Raw genomic sequence first — 15,071 nt, 5'->3', positions numbered from 1 at the left:
CGGTTCGGTGGCGGGACGGGGACGGACGGCGTCAGGCACGCCAGTGCGGGTCGTAGCCGCTGGTCAGCTTGCGCTTGTTGTGGCGCCACTTGGGCTCGTGGTTCACCACGTCGTTGGTCAGGCCGCGCAGCCGGCGGACGACGGCTCCGTACGGCTTGACGAGCATCGTCGACAGCGTGCCGCCCGGGGGTTCGTCCATGAACGGCATGAAGGCGTCGGGGAAGCTGGGCATCGTGCAGCCGATGCAGATGCCGCCGACGTTCGGGCAGCCGCCGATGCCGGCCATCCAGCCGCGCTTGGGCACGTTGCAGTTGACGACCGGGCCCCAGCAGCCGACCTTCACCTGGCACTTGGGGGAGTTGTAGTCCCGCGCGAAGTCGGCCTGCTCGTAGTACGCGGCCCGGTCGCAGCCCTCGTGCACGGTCTTCCCGAACAGCCACTGCGGGCGCAGCATGTGGTCCAGCGGAGGCGGGGGAGCGGCACCGGCCGCGTGCTGGAGCACCCAGACGAGGGTCTCCATGAAGTTCTCCGGCTGGATGGGACAGCCGGGCACATTGACCACCGGGAGCCCCGACCGCGCCTTGAACTCCCAGCCCAGATAGTCCGCGAGGCCCATGCAGCCGGTCGGGTTGCCGGCCATGGCGTGGATACCGCCGAACGTGGCACACGTTCCGGCCGCCACCACCGCCCAGGCCCTGGGCGCGAGCTGGTCGATCCACCAGTTCAGGGTCTGCGGCTGACCCGTGTCGGGGTCGTTGCCGAACGACGTCCAGTAGCCGTCGCCCTTGATGATGTTCTGGTTCGGGATCGAACCCTCGATGACGAGGATGAACGGCTCCAGCTCGCCCCGTGCCGCGGCACGGTAGGGAGCGAGGAAGTCCTCGCCGCCCAGGCTCGGTGAGAGCACCTTGTTGACGAGGTTCACCTTCGGCAGGCCCGGGATCAGGCCCAGTACGACGTCCTCGATGGACGGCTGGCCGGCGGCGGTCAGCGACACGGTGTCGCCGTCGCAGCTCATGCCCTCCGAGATCCAGAGAATGGTGATCTCGTCGAATCCCTTCCGCGCCTCGGCCCCGCTGGGCTCGCCGTGGACATCGGTGGTACCGCTCTGTGTGGTCATCGCTGCGGCCTCCGTGGCTGCCGGTCTCGGAGTCGGTCGTAGGGAACGGCCGGGACCATGGGGGTCCGGGCCTGGGGGCGGCCAAGTGCGGCCGCCCGGTCGCGGAGCGACCGCTCGACCCTCGGGCGGTCGTGCCGCGGGGTCTCAGGGGCATCCATCGGACCGTCCCTCCTCCGGCCGGTCGGCCGGACGCTCGGGGGGCCGCGGGGTCTGCGGCCGGGGTGAGGTGACCGGACCCGGTGCGTCGGAGTCACCGAGCGGTTCGACCTCGTCGGGCCGGAAGTAGTGGAAACGGCCGTACCAGCCGTGCAGTTCGGCCGCGGGGTCGTCCTCCACGGTGACGGCCAGGTGCACGCTGCCGTCCACGTCGTGGAAGACGGCGCCGACCTGCGCGGTCCGTCCCGTCAGGAACATGTCCTGGGCGTCGGCGCCCCGGGCGCGCGGACGCAGCCGGACCCGGCTGCCGCCGCCGACGGGTACGCCGTCCACGAGCACCGTGTCGGTCGCCGGGGAGAGGCCGGCGTCGCCGTCCTCCTGCCACCAGGCCGGCCGCTCGGTGCCGGACCGGGTCTGTGCCGGGGTCAGGGAGCGGATGGCGCCGTGCAGTCGGGCGAAGACCTCCCGGGGCATGGTGTCGACCCGGTCGAGGATCCGCGCCGCCCGTGGATCGGTGGCCCGGGCCTCGGCCTTCTCCTCGTCGGTCAGCAGCATCGTGCGCAGGGTGAGGATCTCGTCGATCTCCGCCGCGTCGTGCAGATCGCCCGGGCTCTCCGGCGCCACCTGGGGCCAGTCGGGCAGGATGATGGGGGCGGAGAGCATGACGGCGCCCGTCGTGCCCTGCTGGGGCTGGCCGGCGAGCACGGGGAACGTGAACGCGTTCCGGCAGCCCCGCGCGTGCTCCGCCAGACCGGCGGGCGGATCGATCAGCGAGGCGAACTCCAGGCCGTCCCCGCCGACGAGGGTGTGCGTGGCGAGCAGTGCCTGCCGCAGAGCCTCGGTGCGCGGGGCCTGTGGATCCGTCACCTCGCCGGTGTTCTCGGTGCGCACCCGCAGCCGGTACAGCTCCGGCGCGAGCGGCTCGGCCTCGACCGTCGTCACGGCCCGCAGCTCCCGGCGCCGCCGGACCGTCCGCCCGGCCCCGTCGGGCAGCGCCTCGGCATCCGTGCCGGCGGCCGCGCCCACCAGGGCGGTACGACCACCGAGCAGCAACTCCTGCAGCGGCAGCACCAGCTCGGCCTCGTGCGGCACCGCCTCCTCGAACGACAGATGCGTGGCACCGTCGGACGTGCGCAACCACTCGACCGGGCGGTACCGTCCGTCCGGGTCGGCCGCCTCGACCTGCTTGTCCTGCATCTGCAGACAGCGCACCCGCACCCGTACGACCGCGTCGGCGCGCGGCGTTCGCAGCAGGCACTCGGTCTGCTGATACCAGGAGTCCGCGGAGCCGGAGATCCCCGGCGTGACCGGCCCGTCCCGCTCGACCCAGTCGCGGGGCAGCAGCACGCCGAACTGCCAGCGGACCCGGTTCTTCGGTGAGGACCGGCGGTACGGGTAGAGCAGGTACCCCTCGTACAGCACGGCGTCCGCGACCGCGCCGACCTGCGCGAAGGCATCGCAGGACGCACCCACGCCACCCTCGTCCACCAGGGCAGCGAGCCCCACGCCGCCCACGCCGGCCCGGTCCGACATGCCGCCTCCTCGTCACCGGTTCACTCGCGCATTCCTTTCACCACCGTCACACCCGTCACGGCTCCGCGCTCGTCCGACGCACCGCCATTGCGCCGCCCAGGGGACGGCGAGCGGGCGGGCCCCGCGAAACACCAGGCTTGCGCGCGCCGCGGTCGCCACCCCCGCTGCCTCGAACGCCGCCCGGATCCGTCTTCCGCGCGCCGGCTTCGGGCAACTCGCCCGCTTCGGCTACCGTCAGGTCGAGTTCGCCGGCTACGGCCAGCCCCCCCCAACGCACCCGGGGGAGCGAGCCTGGAGTCCGTGGCGGGGGCCAGACTGGTGCGCGGCTGGCTCGACGACAACGGCCTGCACGCCCAGGGCAACCACGGCTACATCCCCGGCTCCTGGCCGCTGACCGGCAGCGACCTGGACACCTTCAAGAAGCACCTGGAGATCGCGAACATCCTCGGCCTGCCGCACATGGGCACCGGCGCAGACCCCACCAGCAGCCCCTGCCAGGCCGACTGGGACGCGGCCGCCGACAAGTGGCACGCCCTCGGCGACCTCGCCCGCCGCGCCGGCATCAAGCTGTACACGCACAACCACGACGCGGCCTACGACTTCCTGCTCGACGGCGGCCCGCTGGACGCCCAGGGCCGGCCGACCCGCAGCTCCGGCATCCGCAAGCTGGAGTACTTCCTCTCCATCACCTCCATCACGGACCCGCAGCTGATCTGGCTGGAGATGGACGTCTTCTGGGCCCACGTCGCCCAGTACAAGTTCCGCACCTACACCGCCCACGACGGCTCCACGCAGACGGACATCTTCGATCCGGCGGGCCTGGTCACCCGCCACGACAAGCGCTACCCGCTCATCCTCGCCAAGGACGGCGTCGTCAACACGACCAAAGGAATGGGCTACGACATGGTCCCGTTCGGTACCGGCGTGATCGACTACACCACGTTCTTCTCCCGCGCGGCCACCCCACCTGTCACAACCCGATGGTCGAGCAGGACAACGCCCCGAGCGCCACCGACCCGGCGCAGTCCCTGCAGCACGCGGCCATCGGCTACCGCAATCTGGCGGCCCTGCGCCGCTGGCCGCGCGTGCGACACGGGGGCCTCCCCGGAAGTGTCCGGGGAGGCCCCGCGCACGCCTATTCGTTCTCCGGGCGCTCCAACACCCAGGTCACCGGCACTTCTCGCAGGTGAACAGGCCTGCCCGCACCGGGTCCGGCGCCTCAGCCGGCCGTGTTCTCGACGCGCATGCGCACCTGTGCCTCCAGGCGCCGCAGACTGCCGTCCAGCGCGTCGAACACGGCCTGCTCGCCGGGATCGTCACCGGGGTCGAAGAACGACAGGTGCACGGTCACCTCGCTGGCGCCGCTGCCGATACCGGAGACCTGCAGCCAGCCGGTGTAGCTGCCCTGCTCCCGGGTGCCCCACTCCAGGCGCATCTGGTCGGGCCGAGCCCGCAGCAGGGCGGCCATGTCCTGGCCGGAGCGGTCTTCGTGCACCGTGACCGCGGGCGGTTCCTCGGCCTCCACGTGCAAGGCGGCCGGGAGCCATGCGTCGAGCTGGCCCAGGTTGGACGCCTGGTCGAAGACCTGCTCGGGCTGTGCGGGCATCGTCCGGGACCATTCGTACTCGGTCATGGTGACACCGCCCTCCGCTGGGGACTCGTACCCCGACCACGTGCCCCTTTCGCAGCGACCGAAAAGCCCGCTGCCCCACGCATGGCCGCCGGGCTCCGCGCGCCGTGAACTTGTCTGGTCAAGTTTGGCCGTGGTTCTTCCGCTCGACAGCCACGACCAGTACTCATATCCCGTTCGTTGCGCACAGTCAGGCCGTGCGGGGGGCGCCCCTCACGGCATCCTCACCAACGGGACGAGGTACCACGTATGCGACTGCGCTGGAGATCCCTCGGCGGGCTTCTCGCCCTCCTCGGCGCACTGATCGTCGCCGCTCCCGCCCCCGCCGGGGCGGCCGGGAGCAGCGGCAACCTGATCGTCAACGGCGACGCCGAGAGCGGCGGCTCCTGCACCTCCGACTGGGCGGCCGCCACCACGGTGCCCGGCTGGACCACCGAGGCCGGCGGCTCGGACGTCATGTGCCACAGCGTCGCCTCCTTCGGGCTGCCCGGCGACGGCCAGACGCCGGGCAAGGCGTTCTTCGGGCCCGGCAACTTCGGCGACGGAGCGATGACGCAGACCGTCGACGTCTCCTCGGCCGCCTCGGCCGTCGACGGCGGGGGAGTGCACTACGACCTCTCCGGCTGGCTCGGCGGCTGGACCACCTACAGCGGCTATGTCGCGGTGAGCCTGCACTTCCACGACGCGAACGGCCGCCCTGTCGGCGCCGCCGCCAAGCTGCCCACCGTCTCCGCGAGCGACCGGGGCCTCGCCACCAAGTTCCTCGCGCGCAGCACCACCGGCGCGGTCCCGGCCGGCACCCGCTCCATCCAGGTCGAGGTGCAGTTCCTGTCGACGAGCAGCGAGACCGGCTACCTCGACAACCTCTCCCTCACCCTGGACACGCCGGTCGCCGCGCCCGCCCCGCTCGCCCCGCCCGTCTCCAAGGTCCCCGGCTATGACCACGTCTTCATGGTCATGATGGAGAACACGGACTACTCCGAGGTCATGAACGACCCGGCGGACACGCCGTACATGCACAGCCTCATGACCCAGGGCGCCACGCTCACCGACCACCACGGCGTCTACCACCCGAGCGACGAGAACTACCTCGCCATAGCCGGCGGCGACACCTACACCAAGGGCGCCACCTACTTCCCGAACATCAACTCTCCCGAGCGCAACCTCGGTGACACCCTGGAGGCGGCCGGCAAGTCCTGGAAGGCGTACGAGCAGGGCATGGGCACCCCCTGCAACACCAAGAACAACAACGACAGTTACTACGAGCCGGACGACGCGCCGTTCATCAACTACACCGACATCAGCGGCAACGCCTCCCGCTGCGCGGCCCACCTGTTCGACACCACCCAGTTGACCACCGACCTGAAGTCCGCGGCCAGCACCCCGAACTTCTCCTGGATCGCCGCCGACGACTACTACGACGGCGAGGCCTCCGGCAACGGCAACACCACCAGCCTGAAGACCCAGGACGGCTGGCTGAAGCAGACCCTCGCCCCGGTCCTCGCCTCCCCCGCCTGGACCCAGCAGCGCTCGCTGCTGATCCTGACCTGGGACGAGAGCCAGAACGAGGCCTACAACCACGTGGTCACCACCGTCGTCGGCTCCCAGGGCACCGTCCCGGCCGGCACCAGCAGCCCGCTCCACTACGACCACTACGGCATCGGCCGCACCATCGAAGCCGCCCTGGGCCTGCCCGGTCTCACGGCCAACGACACCTACGCGACACCGCTCAACGCCGCGTTCGCCCCGTCCACCGCGAGCACGCCGACGCTCACCGGCGACCTGAACGCGGTCTCCGCCGGCGGCAACGTCACCTTCCGCTACTCGGTTCCGTCGACGGCCCAGGTGAACGCCAAGAACTGGGTCGGCATCTATCCGGCGGGCGTCACCCCGGGCCAGCAGTCCTCGCTGGCCTGGTCCTATGCGCCGAACGCCAGCGGCGCCCTGACCTTCTCGACCGGGAAACTGAACGGGGCGGGGAAGTACGACGTCTACTACCTCGCCAACGACGGCTACTCGGTCCTCGCCGGACCGTTCTCCCTGACCGTCGGCTGACCGCAACCGCCGGCTGGCCCGCCACGACGGCTCACAGGCCGAGGGAGATGGCGACGCGGGTCAGCTCGGCGGTGTTGGTGATGTTGAGCTTGGCCCGGATGCGGCGCAGATAGGCGTCCACGGTATGGGTGGACAGTCCCATGTGGCGGGCGGTCTGGAGATAGGTGCGGCCGGCGGCGATGTGCCGGAGCGTCTCCCGCTCGCGCGGAGCCAGCGCGGGGGCGGGGGCTTCGGTGTGCGGCGTGGCGAGAGTGGCGATCATGGGACTGTCCTCCGGCGAGACATCTGGCCGTTTAGGGTGATTTGCCCTTGTTCCTCCAGATTGCTCGGCGGACGTCATGGCCGTGTCCGCCGACTGTCACAGGCGCGTCACAGGGAAGGGGAAATGGTTTGGACCACTTCTGAGGTGGCAGGTGAAGGCGCGCGCGACGGGGAAGGGGCGGTACCGCGTCAGGCGAGACCGGCCCGGTGGGCGTACAGCGCGGCCTGGACCCGGGTCGCCGGCGTCACCCCCGCTCGTGGCGCCACCGACACGCTCAAGGCCACGCTCGCCCGGTTCGGCAGCGGGCCCGGAGGCGTAGCCGCCGCCCCCGCCGCCGCGGTGCGGCCCGCGATGACCGCGGTCGAGGACGACCTGCTCGCGGCCACCCGCCGCGAGGCCGCCGCCGGCGCGAAGATCGTGATCTGGCCGGAGAACGCCGTCCGGACCCGGGAGCCGGACGAGGCCGCCGCCATCGCCGCGGCTCAGCGGCAGGCCCGCAACTCGGGCGTCTACCTGGAGATCGGGGTCCGCGTCTACAGCACCACCCCGCCCGCATACGGGCGGGACGAGGCCCTGCTCATCGACCCCCGCGGCAAGGTGCTCTGGACCTATCAGAAGGCCCATCCCATTCCCGGTTCCGAGCGCTTCACGCCCGGGGACGGCCATGTCCCCGTCGTCCGCACACCGTACGGCCGGCTCGCGGGCGTCATCTGCTACGACGCCGACTTCCCGGCCCTGATGCGCACCCGGGCCGACATCATGCTCGTCCCCTCGCACGACTGGAAGGAGTACGGCGCCCCGCACACCGACAAGGCGGCCCTGCGCGCCGTGGAGAACGGGTACAGCCTGATCCGCCAGGACGCGGAAGGGTTCTCGGCCGCCTACGACGCCGAGGGGCATGTCCTCGCCACCTCGGACTACTTTGCGACCGACCGGCAGACCATGGTGGCCTACGTCCCCGTGCACGGCGTCACCACGGTCTACGACGGCATCGGCGACACCTTCGCCTGGCTCTGCCTGGCCGCGCTCGCCGCGCTCACGGTCACCGCCGTCGTCCGGCCCCGGCGCCCGGAGGACCGCTGAGGCGCTAGGCGACGGCGGCGCGCGCCGTCCGCTCGACCAGGGAGATGCCGTCGCTCATCGAGGCGCTGCCGTTCGACAGGACCGCGACGAGGCAGCGGTGTCCGTGCACGGTGATCTGCCCGACGCTGTTCACGTCCCACAGGCCCGTGGTGTTGCGCTGCAGCCAGCCGTTCTTCAGCGCCCGCGCCCTGCCGGAGCCGCCGGCGGCCGAGACTCCCCAGGTCTGCTCCGGGATGACCTTGCCCATGAGGCTGCGGACGTAGGCCCGGGACTGCGCGTTCAGGGCCGACTTCCCGGTGGAGCCGGACTTCCCCGTTGCGTCCCCGTCGAACACGGCCCGCAACAGCCGTATCTGGTCGCTCGCGGTGGTCCGGGTCAGGCCCCACTTGACGCCCGGCCCGCCGGTGGTCGAGGTCAGCCCCAGTCGCTTGTTCGCCGCCGCCAGCCCGGAGGCCTGGCCGATCTCGCGCCAGAGCGCGTTGGCCGCCGTGTTGTCGCTGCGCTCGATCATCGGCTCGGCGTGGCCGCGCTCGGCGGCGGTGAGCTGCCGTCCGGCGTCCTGTGCCCGGAGCAGCAGTGCCGCGAGGATGTCGACCTTGACGATGCTGGCGGTGTCGTACGCGGTGTCCACCCCGTGCACCACGGGGGTGCGGCCGGCGGCGTCCAGGTCGAGCACGGCCGCCGTGGCGTGCGGGGAGGCGGCCTGCGCGGGGGCGGAAGCGGCCGCGGCCGGTGCCGGGTGCAGCACGCCGACGGAGACGAGGGCCGCGGCCGAGGCCAGCAGGGCGCCGGCCCGCGTGCGCGCGAAGGTGAGGAAGGGGTAAGACGGCATGGCGTCGAACGTAGACAAATCGTGTGCCGGGCGACGTGGCGGCGGTCACCTTCGGGCTTGTTCGCGGCGAATTGTGAGAAGAGCCACCGACACCGCCAATGGGACGCATCCGCCTTTCGGGCGCGGGTCGATGCGGGGTCGCAGCCGGGTCCTCGCCTATCGTCGGCCGGACAGCGACATCCGGAGTGATCATGGAAAAGGCGGATGAACTGGTTGGTGTGGTCGACGGTGTGACGGCCGTCCCCGTCGGTTCACCGTCCGTACGCCGCATCCGGCCGTGGCCGCTCGGTGCCGCCCTCGTGATCGCGCTCGGTGCCGTCGCCCTGCTCGTCCTCGCCGGCACCCGGTGGGTGAACCAGCCGGCCGTCCAGGCCTGGCGCACCGTGTGCCTCGCCATCACCGTCCAGGCACTCCCCTTCCTGCTCCTCGGCACCGTCCTGTCCGGCGCGATCAACGCCTTTGTGCCGGCCGGCCTGTTCACCAAGGTCCTGCCGAAGCGGCCCGCCCTCGCCGTGCCCGTCGCCGGTGCCGCGGGCGCGGTGCTGCCCGGGTGCGAGTGCGCCTCCGTCCCCGTGGCCCACAGCCTGATCCGGCGCGGTGTCACCCCGGCCGCCGCCTTCGCCTTCCTGCTCTCCGCGCCCGCCATCAACCCCGTCGTGCTGACCGCCACCGCCGTCGCCTTCCCGGGCAACCCCGCGATGGTCGCCGCCCGGCTGCTCGCCTCCCTCGGCACGGCGGCCGTGATGGGCTGGCTCTGGCTCTGGCTGGGCAAAGAGAAGTGGCTGCGGCCGGTCCTGCGGCACCGGCACACCGGTCACCGGCAGGGCCACAGCCGCCTGCGCGAGTTCCGGCTCGGCTTCCAGCACGACTTCCTGCACGCCGGCGGCTTCCTCGTCCTCGGCGCCATGGCCGCCGCCACCTTCAACGTCGCGGTGCCGCGCTCCGTCCTGGACGCCTTCTCCGGCTCGCCCTGGCTCTCGGTGTTCTTCCTGGCCGGGCTCGCCGTACTGCTGGCGGTCTGTTCGGAGGCCGACGCCTTCGTCGCCGCCTCGCTCACCGGGTTCTCCCCGGCCGCCCGGCTCGCGTTCATGGTGGTCGGCCCGATGGTCGACCTGAAGCTGATCGCCCTTCAGGCGGGCACCTTCGGGCGGGCCTTCGCCTGGCGGTTCTCCACGGCCACCGCTCTCGTGGCGGTCGCCGCGAGCGTCCTGATCGGAGGCGCGCTGCTGTGAGACGCCCGGTCCAGATCCTGCTCCTGACCCTGACCGGCCTCGGCCTGCTGCACACGGCCCTGTTCACCGACACCTATCTGCGCTACGTCAAGGCCGGTCTGCGGCCGCCGCTCATCGCTTCCGGCGTGGTCCTGCTGCTGCTCGGCCTGGCCGCGGCGGCCGCCCGGAGCGGACAGGAGCACACCGCCCACGAGGACCACGAACCCGGTCACGACCACTCCGGCGCCCCGCGCATCGCCTGGCTGCTGTTCCTCCCGGCGATCAGCCTGCTCTGCTACGCACCGCCCGCCCTGGGCGCGTACACCGCCGCGCGCTCGAACGCCGAGCCGGTCGCGGTACAGAGAGGGTTCGCTCCGCTGCCCGCCACCTCACCGCTGCCCCTGACCCTCACCGACTTCACCAAGCGTGTCCAACAGGACCCCAGCCGGGCCGTCGAGAGCCGGCTCGTCCAGCTCACAGGCTTCGTCACCCCGGCCGAGGACGGCGACGGCTGGTACCTGACCCGCATCGTCTTCACGTGCTGCGCGGCGGACTCCCAGACCGTCAAGATCCGCGTGTACGGCACCGAGGCCCCGCCCGCGAGCACCTGGCTCGCGGTGACCGGCACCTGGCACCCCCACGGCACCCTCGGAACCAGGACCGCGCAGGCGGCCCTCGACGCCAAGGACGCCCGCCCCATGGCCCAGCCGGTGAACGCCTACACCGACGATCTGCCGCTCACGCCGTCCTAGCCGTCGTACCCGATCGACCGGAAGTGCGAGGCGCCGGCCGCGCGGAGCCCTTCGCGGACCTCGCCGGCGTGTCGGTGAGGAGCACGCCCGTCACCAGGGAGGGACGGATGCGCACGGCGTGGTCCATGCCCTCCTCCGTCGTCCAGGGGGTGAGCAGGGTCCGGACCCGGGCCAGGTCCGCGGGATCCGTGACGAGCCGGGCGTAGCCCGTGACCACCACGCTCCAGCCCAGATGCGTGTCCGGGTCGATCGCGTCGGCCTCGTAGGCGACCACCACACCCTCGCCGCCGCCCTGCTGCGTGTGTGCGGTCAGGGCGGAGCCCTCTTGGGTGCGGATCACGATGTCGCCGCCGTCGAGGACGTGATTGACCGGGCGGACGGTGGGCAGTGCCTGCCGCGTGAAGACGATCCGCCCCAGGGACACACTGTCCAGCAGTCGCAGCGCCTCCGCGGGTTCGAGATCGATGCGCCGGTGCGCCGGCTCGCGCTTACGGATCATTCCAGTCTTCTTCGCGGGTGCGTGACTCTCCCCGTGTCTCGCCGGCCCCCGCCGCGCGGCGGCGATCCCGGGGGCGAAGCGGCACCGCGGGGGATCGGTGCCGCTCCTGCTCCCCACTGTCGCGCGGCCCACGGCGTCCACCCAGTGTCCTTCGGCCCACGGCGACAGGGCCGGACGTCCCGATTCCGCCGGTCGGCAGGGGGTGGCGCGAAGTCGTCGGGAGGCGCGCTTCCGCCCTCGCCCCGCCGACATCCGGATTTGAGGTGCACGATGGTGTGGTGACACTCGACGGCCGGGTCCGGGAGACCGCCCCGAGCCCGCTTGCCGCCCGCGCGAGGGGCACGCGGTGTGGGTGCGGCGAGGCCGCCGGTGCGCGAGAGGAGGCGGTGACGATGAACCGAACACCTCCCACGGCGGTCACGCAGGCACGGCTGTGGCGCTGGCGTCGCAATCCGCTCCGGCGGCACAGTGACGTCGTCGAGGCCTGGATAGTCCTCGCGACCTGGGTGATCGCCGTCCTCGGTGGAGCCGCCGTCGGTCTCGTGGCGGCCCAGAGCGCCGGCGCGGCGTTCGCCGCCCGCGAAGTCCAGGTGCACGCGGTGTCCGCCGTGCTCACCGACGGCGCGGCGCGGACCCCGGCCTACGGGACCGGCTACGACGACGGGCGGGTGTGGGCCACCGTCCGCTGGACGGACGCCCACGGCACCGTGCACAACGACCGGGCCAAGGTCGCGCCCGGCGCCCCCACCGGATCCCAGGTGACCGTGTGGACCAACCACGCGGGCCATGTGGTCTCCGCGCCGGTCACCGGCGCCGCCGCCGATCTGCAGGCGGCCCTCACCGGCGTCCTCGTCGCCCCGTCGGCCGGCGCGGCGGTCTGGGGCGCGGGCTGGGTGGTCCGCAGCCGGCTGATCAAGCGGCGCATGGCCGAGTGGGACGAGGAGTGGAAGCAGATCGGTCCCCGGTGGGGGAACCTCAGCGGCGGCCGGGGCTGACCGTTCGGCACCGATCCCCGCGCCGCGAGCACCGGGAGTCGCTGCCCGCCACGGGCGGACGGCGGGAGCCGGATCCGGACCACGACTCCAGGAGGCGTCCGCGCGCAGCCGCCGGACGACCGGTGCGAGGGGACGGGACGGCAGGGCGGGAAGGGCCATCCGCTTCTCGCGGATCCGGATTGCGCGGTGCGCGGCTGCCGGCCGCTTCCCCGCGTCTGTTCTCGGTCCTTCCCGCCAGTACCAGCACACCACGGAAACCGCCGTCCCACCAGGCCCGCGAGCCCTCCGCGGTCAACCCGGGCCCGGCCCGTCCCCCCGAAAGCGTCGTCCCGGTGCCCGACGCCTCCTACGCACGCTCCGGTATCTTTCGGACCACCCGCCGGCCCGACGGCTACTGGGACACCGGCCTGCTGACGACCGAGGGCAGCGAGGAGCCAGGCCCACCGGGACCGGGCTCCCGCCCACGACCCCTGCGGTACGTCGGGTCAGGCCTTGTGCAGGACGACGAGGAGCACCAGCAGCACGGTGGCGCCGGCGGTCGTCCCGTGGGCGACCACAGCCGTCAGCGGGAAGTACCGCTCGGCCGTGGCGTCCCCGTGGGATGGCGCCCGGAACCGGGCAGCCAGCGCAGCAGCATCATGAAGCCGAACGTGGCCACGATCAGCACGACCGCGCACGCCGCCCAGGCCGAACTCCGCACCCCGCCCACCACATAGGCGGTCCAGGCCGCGAGTCCGGTCACGGCGAGGGCCACATGCCCGAGCACGAGCCACAGCGGCAGCCGCGTCACCCCGGGCGTGCGCTGCCGCAGTCCGCCGTGCCGGACCCACACCGTGGCGAGGTATCCGCCGAGCCCGGCGGTCGGCAGCCACGCGCACAGACCGAAGACTCCCATACGTCCCGATCCCCCTGTCCTGGCTACGGCCGGGCCCTGTGACGGCCTCAGGGCTGCCTGGCTCAGCACACCGCACAGGGCTGGAGGAGTCCGGACGTCCATCCGCCGATTCACTCGTAGGGATGAAAGGTGGCCCGGCTGTCCCCGCGGGCCGCCCGAAGGGGGCAAGACCGCGCCGCTCAGGCCACCACCGGTGCGGCGGCCGCAGCCGACGCCTTCAGTGCCGGGATCAGGGCGGCGACTCGTTCGAGCTGGTCGCGCTGGGAGGCCAGGTCGATGGCGCCCACGCGGACGACGAGGTGCCGGGCGCCGGCCTCGACGAACCGGGTGAGCCGGGCGCATACCTCCTCCGCGGAGCCGGTGACGACCGCCTGGATCCGTTCCAGTTCCGCCAGCGGCATGCCGTAGACGGCCCGCGCATACGCGTCCAGGCCGCGCCGGCCGCTGTCGGAGTCCTCGCCGTCCGCGGTGACCCGCACGGAGACGAAGAGCGCCGGCGTGACGTCCTGGGCCCGGCGCCCGGCGCCGACCGCGGCCGCGCGCACGTTCAGCAGCCCGGAGGCGTAGTCGGCCGGGTCGGGCGGGTACGGCAGCCAGCCGTCGTACAGCCGGCCGGTACGCGCCTGCGCCGCCGGGGTCCCGCCGCCGAGCCAGACCGGCGGGCCGCCGGGACGGTACGGCGCGGTCGCCGGCGGGATGCCGTCGAACCGGAGGATCTCGCCATGGAAGGAGTCCGCGCCGCTCCACAGGGCCCGCCACAGCGCGACGGTCTCGTCCAGCCGGGCGAAGCGGCGCTCCCACGGCACCTCGGACAGGTCGTAGAGGGGCCGTCCGAAGCGGCCGGGGAAACCCGCGCCGACGGCCACGGTGAGCCGGCCGCCGGACAGCAGGTCCAGGGAGGCCAGGGTCTGCGCGGTCTGCACCGGCCGGCGCAGGAACGGCAGCAGGGCCGCCGTGCCCAGGGTCGCGCTCTCGGTCGCCGGGGCGAGCGCGGCCAACATGGTCAGTGCCTCGATGCGCGGGCTGACCAGGGAGTCGTTGACGAAGAGGGAGGAGAAGCCCGAGCGTTCGGCCCGCCGGCCGAAGGCGACCAGCTCACGCGGGTCGTCGCCCGGCCCCCACTGTGCGGTGCCGGTCGGGAGGAGTACGCCGATGTCCATGCCGACGATGCTCCGGTCCGGGCTGTGGCACGACAATTCCCTTCAGGGAATGGCCGCGACGCCTCGCCGGCCGCTAGAACGGGCGTGTGGACTTCCCCCGCGCCCTGCGCGCCCGCCGTACCAGCCGTCGCCTCAGCCAACTCGACCTGGCCCTGCGGGCGGGCACCACCCAGCGCCACCTGAGCTTCATTGAGTCCGGCAGATCCGTCCCCGGCCGCACCATGGTCGTACGCCTGGCCGAGTCGCTGGAACTGCCGCTGCGTGAACGCAACGAGCTGCTGCTGGCCGCCGGGTACGCGCCGGCCTACCCCGAGACCTCCCTCGACGGCCCCGGGCTGGCCCCGGTGCGTACGGCGATCGACCACATCCTGCGCGGGCATCTGCCGTATCCGGCGCTGGTCGTGGACCGGGGCGGTGAACTGATCGCCGCGAACGCGGCGTTCGAGGTGCTCACCGAGGGCGCGGCCCCGGAACTCGTCGGCCCCGGCAGGAACGTCTACCGCCTCGCACTGCATCCGCGGGGGGTCGCCCCGCGCATCGGCAACCTAGCCGAGTGGTCCCGGCACATCCTGGACCGCCTCGGCCACCTGCCCGACCTGCGGGACGAACTCAGCGAGTACATACCCGAGTTGGAGCCGTCAGGCGATCACCTCGGCTTCGCGGTCCCGCTGCACCTGCGCTCCTCGTACGGCGAACTGCGGCTGATGACGACCGTGACGACCTTCGCCACCGCCGTCGACATCACCCTCGCCGAGCTCAAACTGGAGGCGTTCCTGCCGGCCGACCCGGCGACCCAGCAGGCCCTGGCCACGGCCGCGGCACACCGGGACGACCAGGAGCCCGGCTAGCCCGCCGCGGTCTTGTCCCGGGCCGCCCTACCCACTTCAA

14 protein-coding genes and 1 pseudogene are annotated in these 15,071 nt (G+C 72.6%); 7 read left to right on the top strand and 8 right to left on the bottom strand.

Annotated elements, in window-relative coordinates:
- Window positions 1-31: 31 nt before the first annotated feature.
- Window positions 32-1,120, bottom strand: a complete 1,089-nt coding sequence (locus tag ACWCQS_RS13575) for an NADH-quinone oxidoreductase subunit B family protein (protein WP_451004588.1) — start codon at window positions 1,118-1,120, stop codon at window positions 32-34.
- Window positions 1,121-1,264: 144 nt separating this feature from the next.
- Window positions 1,265-2,809, bottom strand: coding sequence for a hypothetical protein (locus ACWCQS_RS13570; protein ID WP_451004587.1), 1,545 nt, complete (start codon window positions 2,807-2,809; stop codon window positions 1,265-1,267).
- 196 nt (window positions 2,810-3,005) lie between these two features.
- Here ACWCQS_RS13570 and ACWCQS_RS13565 point away from each other — a divergent pair.
- A pseudogene (locus ACWCQS_RS13565) lies at window positions 3,006-3,885 on the top strand (sugar phosphate isomerase/epimerase family protein); the annotation flags it as partial.
- A 143-nt stretch (window positions 3,886-4,028) separates the two neighbouring features.
- On the opposite strand, the gene ACWCQS_RS13560 reads toward ACWCQS_RS13565, so the two are convergent.
- On the bottom strand, window positions 4,029-4,442 hold the full coding sequence (locus ACWCQS_RS13560; RefSeq protein ID WP_451004586.1) for an SRPBCC family protein: 414 nt from the start codon (window positions 4,440-4,442) through the stop codon (window positions 4,029-4,031).
- Between the two features lie 246 nt (window positions 4,443-4,688).
- Here ACWCQS_RS13560 and ACWCQS_RS13555 point away from each other — a divergent pair, with 246 nt between their 5' ends.
- Window positions 4,689-6,494 (top strand): alkaline phosphatase family protein, encoded by a 1,806-nt coding sequence (locus tag ACWCQS_RS13555; RefSeq protein ID WP_451004585.1) that lies wholly within the window; start codon window positions 4,689-4,691, stop codon window positions 6,492-6,494.
- 31 nt (window positions 6,495-6,525) lie between these two features.
- Here ACWCQS_RS13555 and ACWCQS_RS13550 read toward each other — a convergent pair whose 3' ends face one another.
- Complete coding sequence (locus ACWCQS_RS13550; protein WP_388629609.1) at window positions 6,526-6,756, bottom strand: response regulator transcription factor; 231 nt, start codon at window positions 6,754-6,756, stop codon at window positions 6,526-6,528.
- Window positions 6,757-6,900: 144 nt separating this feature from the next.
- Between ACWCQS_RS13550 and ACWCQS_RS13545 the strand changes: the two genes are divergently transcribed.
- Window positions 6,901-7,839 (top strand): nitrilase-related carbon-nitrogen hydrolase, encoded by a 939-nt coding sequence (locus ACWCQS_RS13545; RefSeq protein WP_451004584.1) that lies wholly within the window; start codon window positions 6,901-6,903, stop codon window positions 7,837-7,839.
- A gap of 4 nt (window positions 7,840-7,843) precedes the next feature.
- Here ACWCQS_RS13545 and ACWCQS_RS13540 read toward each other — a convergent pair whose 3' ends face one another.
- A complete protein-coding gene (locus ACWCQS_RS13540) occupies window positions 7,844-8,671 on the bottom strand; it encodes a serine hydrolase (RefSeq protein ID WP_451004583.1) in 828 nt (275 codons plus the stop codon).
- A gap of 191 nt (window positions 8,672-8,862) precedes the next feature.
- Here ACWCQS_RS13540 and ACWCQS_RS13535 point away from each other — a divergent pair, with 191 nt between their 5' ends.
- Together ACWCQS_RS13535 and ACWCQS_RS13530 are read left to right on the top strand one after the other, a co-directional pair.
- The gene (locus ACWCQS_RS13535; RefSeq protein WP_451004582.1) at window positions 8,863-9,903 is read left to right on the top strand and encodes a permease; all 1,041 of its coding nucleotides are present in this window, start codon (window positions 8,863-8,865) and stop codon (window positions 9,901-9,903) included.
- The gene (locus ACWCQS_RS13530; protein ID WP_451004581.1) at window positions 9,900-10,634 is read left to right on the top strand and encodes a TIGR03943 family putative permease subunit; all 735 of its coding nucleotides are present in this window, start codon (window positions 9,900-9,902) and stop codon (window positions 10,632-10,634) included. The genes ACWCQS_RS13535 and ACWCQS_RS13530 overlap by 4 nt, the downstream gene beginning before the upstream one ends.
- On the opposite strand, the gene ACWCQS_RS13525 is transcribed toward ACWCQS_RS13530, so the two are convergent.
- A complete protein-coding gene (locus ACWCQS_RS13525) occupies window positions 10,621-11,133 on the bottom strand; it encodes a pyridoxamine 5'-phosphate oxidase family protein (protein WP_451004580.1) in 513 nt (170 codons plus the stop codon). The genes ACWCQS_RS13530 and ACWCQS_RS13525 overlap by 14 nt on opposite strands.
- Window positions 11,134-11,525: 392 nt before the next feature.
- Between ACWCQS_RS13525 and ACWCQS_RS13520 the strand changes: the two genes are divergently transcribed.
- Window positions 11,526-12,128: an Rv1733c family protein gene (locus ACWCQS_RS13520; RefSeq protein ID WP_451004579.1), complete on the top strand. Its 603-nt coding sequence runs from the start codon at window positions 11,526-11,528 to the stop codon at window positions 12,126-12,128.
- A gap of 562 nt (window positions 12,129-12,690) precedes the next feature.
- Here the strand turns inward: ACWCQS_RS13520 and ACWCQS_RS13515 are convergent.
- Together ACWCQS_RS13515 and ACWCQS_RS13510 are read right to left on the bottom strand one after the other, a co-directional pair.
- On the bottom strand, window positions 12,691-13,023 hold the full coding sequence (locus ACWCQS_RS13515) for a hypothetical protein (RefSeq protein ID WP_451004578.1): 333 nt from the start codon (window positions 13,021-13,023) through the stop codon (window positions 12,691-12,693).
- Window positions 13,024-13,202: 179 nt separating this feature from the next.
- The gene (locus tag ACWCQS_RS13510) at window positions 13,203-14,183 is read right to left on the bottom strand and encodes an LLM class flavin-dependent oxidoreductase (protein ID WP_451004577.1); all 981 of its coding nucleotides are present in this window, start codon (window positions 14,181-14,183) and stop codon (window positions 13,203-13,205) included.
- A gap of 86 nt (window positions 14,184-14,269) precedes the next feature.
- Here ACWCQS_RS13510 and ACWCQS_RS13505 point away from each other — a divergent pair, with 86 nt between their 5' ends.
- The gene (locus ACWCQS_RS13505; RefSeq protein ID WP_451004576.1) at window positions 14,270-15,031 is read left to right on the top strand and encodes a helix-turn-helix domain-containing protein; all 762 of its coding nucleotides are present in this window, start codon (window positions 14,270-14,272) and stop codon (window positions 15,029-15,031) included.
- The last annotated feature ends 40 nt before the right edge of the window (window positions 15,032-15,071 follow it).

Source organism: Streptomyces sp. NPDC002076, from assembly GCF_053593835.1.
The sequence above is the reverse complement of the archived record's forward strand: the minus strand, read 5'-3'. Positions and strand labels throughout refer to the sequence as shown.

Excerpts from the sequence above, each read along its gene's own strand:
- ACWCQS_RS13575 (WP_451004588.1), bottom strand. The coding sequence starts at position 1,120 with ATGACCACACAGAGCGGTACCACCGATGTCCACGGCGAGCCCAGCGGG.
- ACWCQS_RS13570 (WP_451004587.1), bottom strand. The coding sequence starts at position 2,809 with ATGTCGGACCGGGCCGGCGTGGGCGGCGTGGGGCTCGCTGCCCTGGTG.
- ACWCQS_RS13560 (WP_451004586.1), bottom strand. The coding sequence starts at position 4,442 with ATGACCGAGTACGAATGGTCCCGGACGATGCCCGCACAGCCCGAGCAG.
- ACWCQS_RS13555 (WP_451004585.1), top strand. The coding sequence starts at position 4,689 with ATGCGACTGCGCTGGAGATCCCTCGGCGGGCTTCTCGCCCTCCTCGGC.
- ACWCQS_RS13550 (WP_388629609.1), bottom strand. The coding sequence starts at position 6,756 with ATGATCGCCACTCTCGCCACGCCGCACACCGAAGCCCCCGCCCCCGCG.
- ACWCQS_RS13540 (WP_451004583.1), bottom strand. The coding sequence starts at position 8,671 with ATGCCGTCTTACCCCTTCCTCACCTTCGCGCGCACGCGGGCCGGCGCC.
- ACWCQS_RS13535 (WP_451004582.1), top strand. The coding sequence starts at position 8,863 with ATGGAAAAGGCGGATGAACTGGTTGGTGTGGTCGACGGTGTGACGGCC.
- ACWCQS_RS13525 (WP_451004580.1), bottom strand. The coding sequence starts at position 11,133 with ATGATCCGTAAGCGCGAGCCGGCGCACCGGCGCATCGATCTCGAACCC.
- ACWCQS_RS13520 (WP_451004579.1), top strand. The coding sequence starts at position 11,526 with ATGAACCGAACACCTCCCACGGCGGTCACGCAGGCACGGCTGTGGCGC.
- ACWCQS_RS13515 (WP_451004578.1), bottom strand. The coding sequence starts at position 13,023 with ATGGGAGTCTTCGGTCTGTGCGCGTGGCTGCCGACCGCCGGGCTCGGC.
- ACWCQS_RS13510 (WP_451004577.1), bottom strand. The coding sequence starts at position 14,183 with ATGGACATCGGCGTACTCCTCCCGACCGGCACCGCACAGTGGGGGCCG.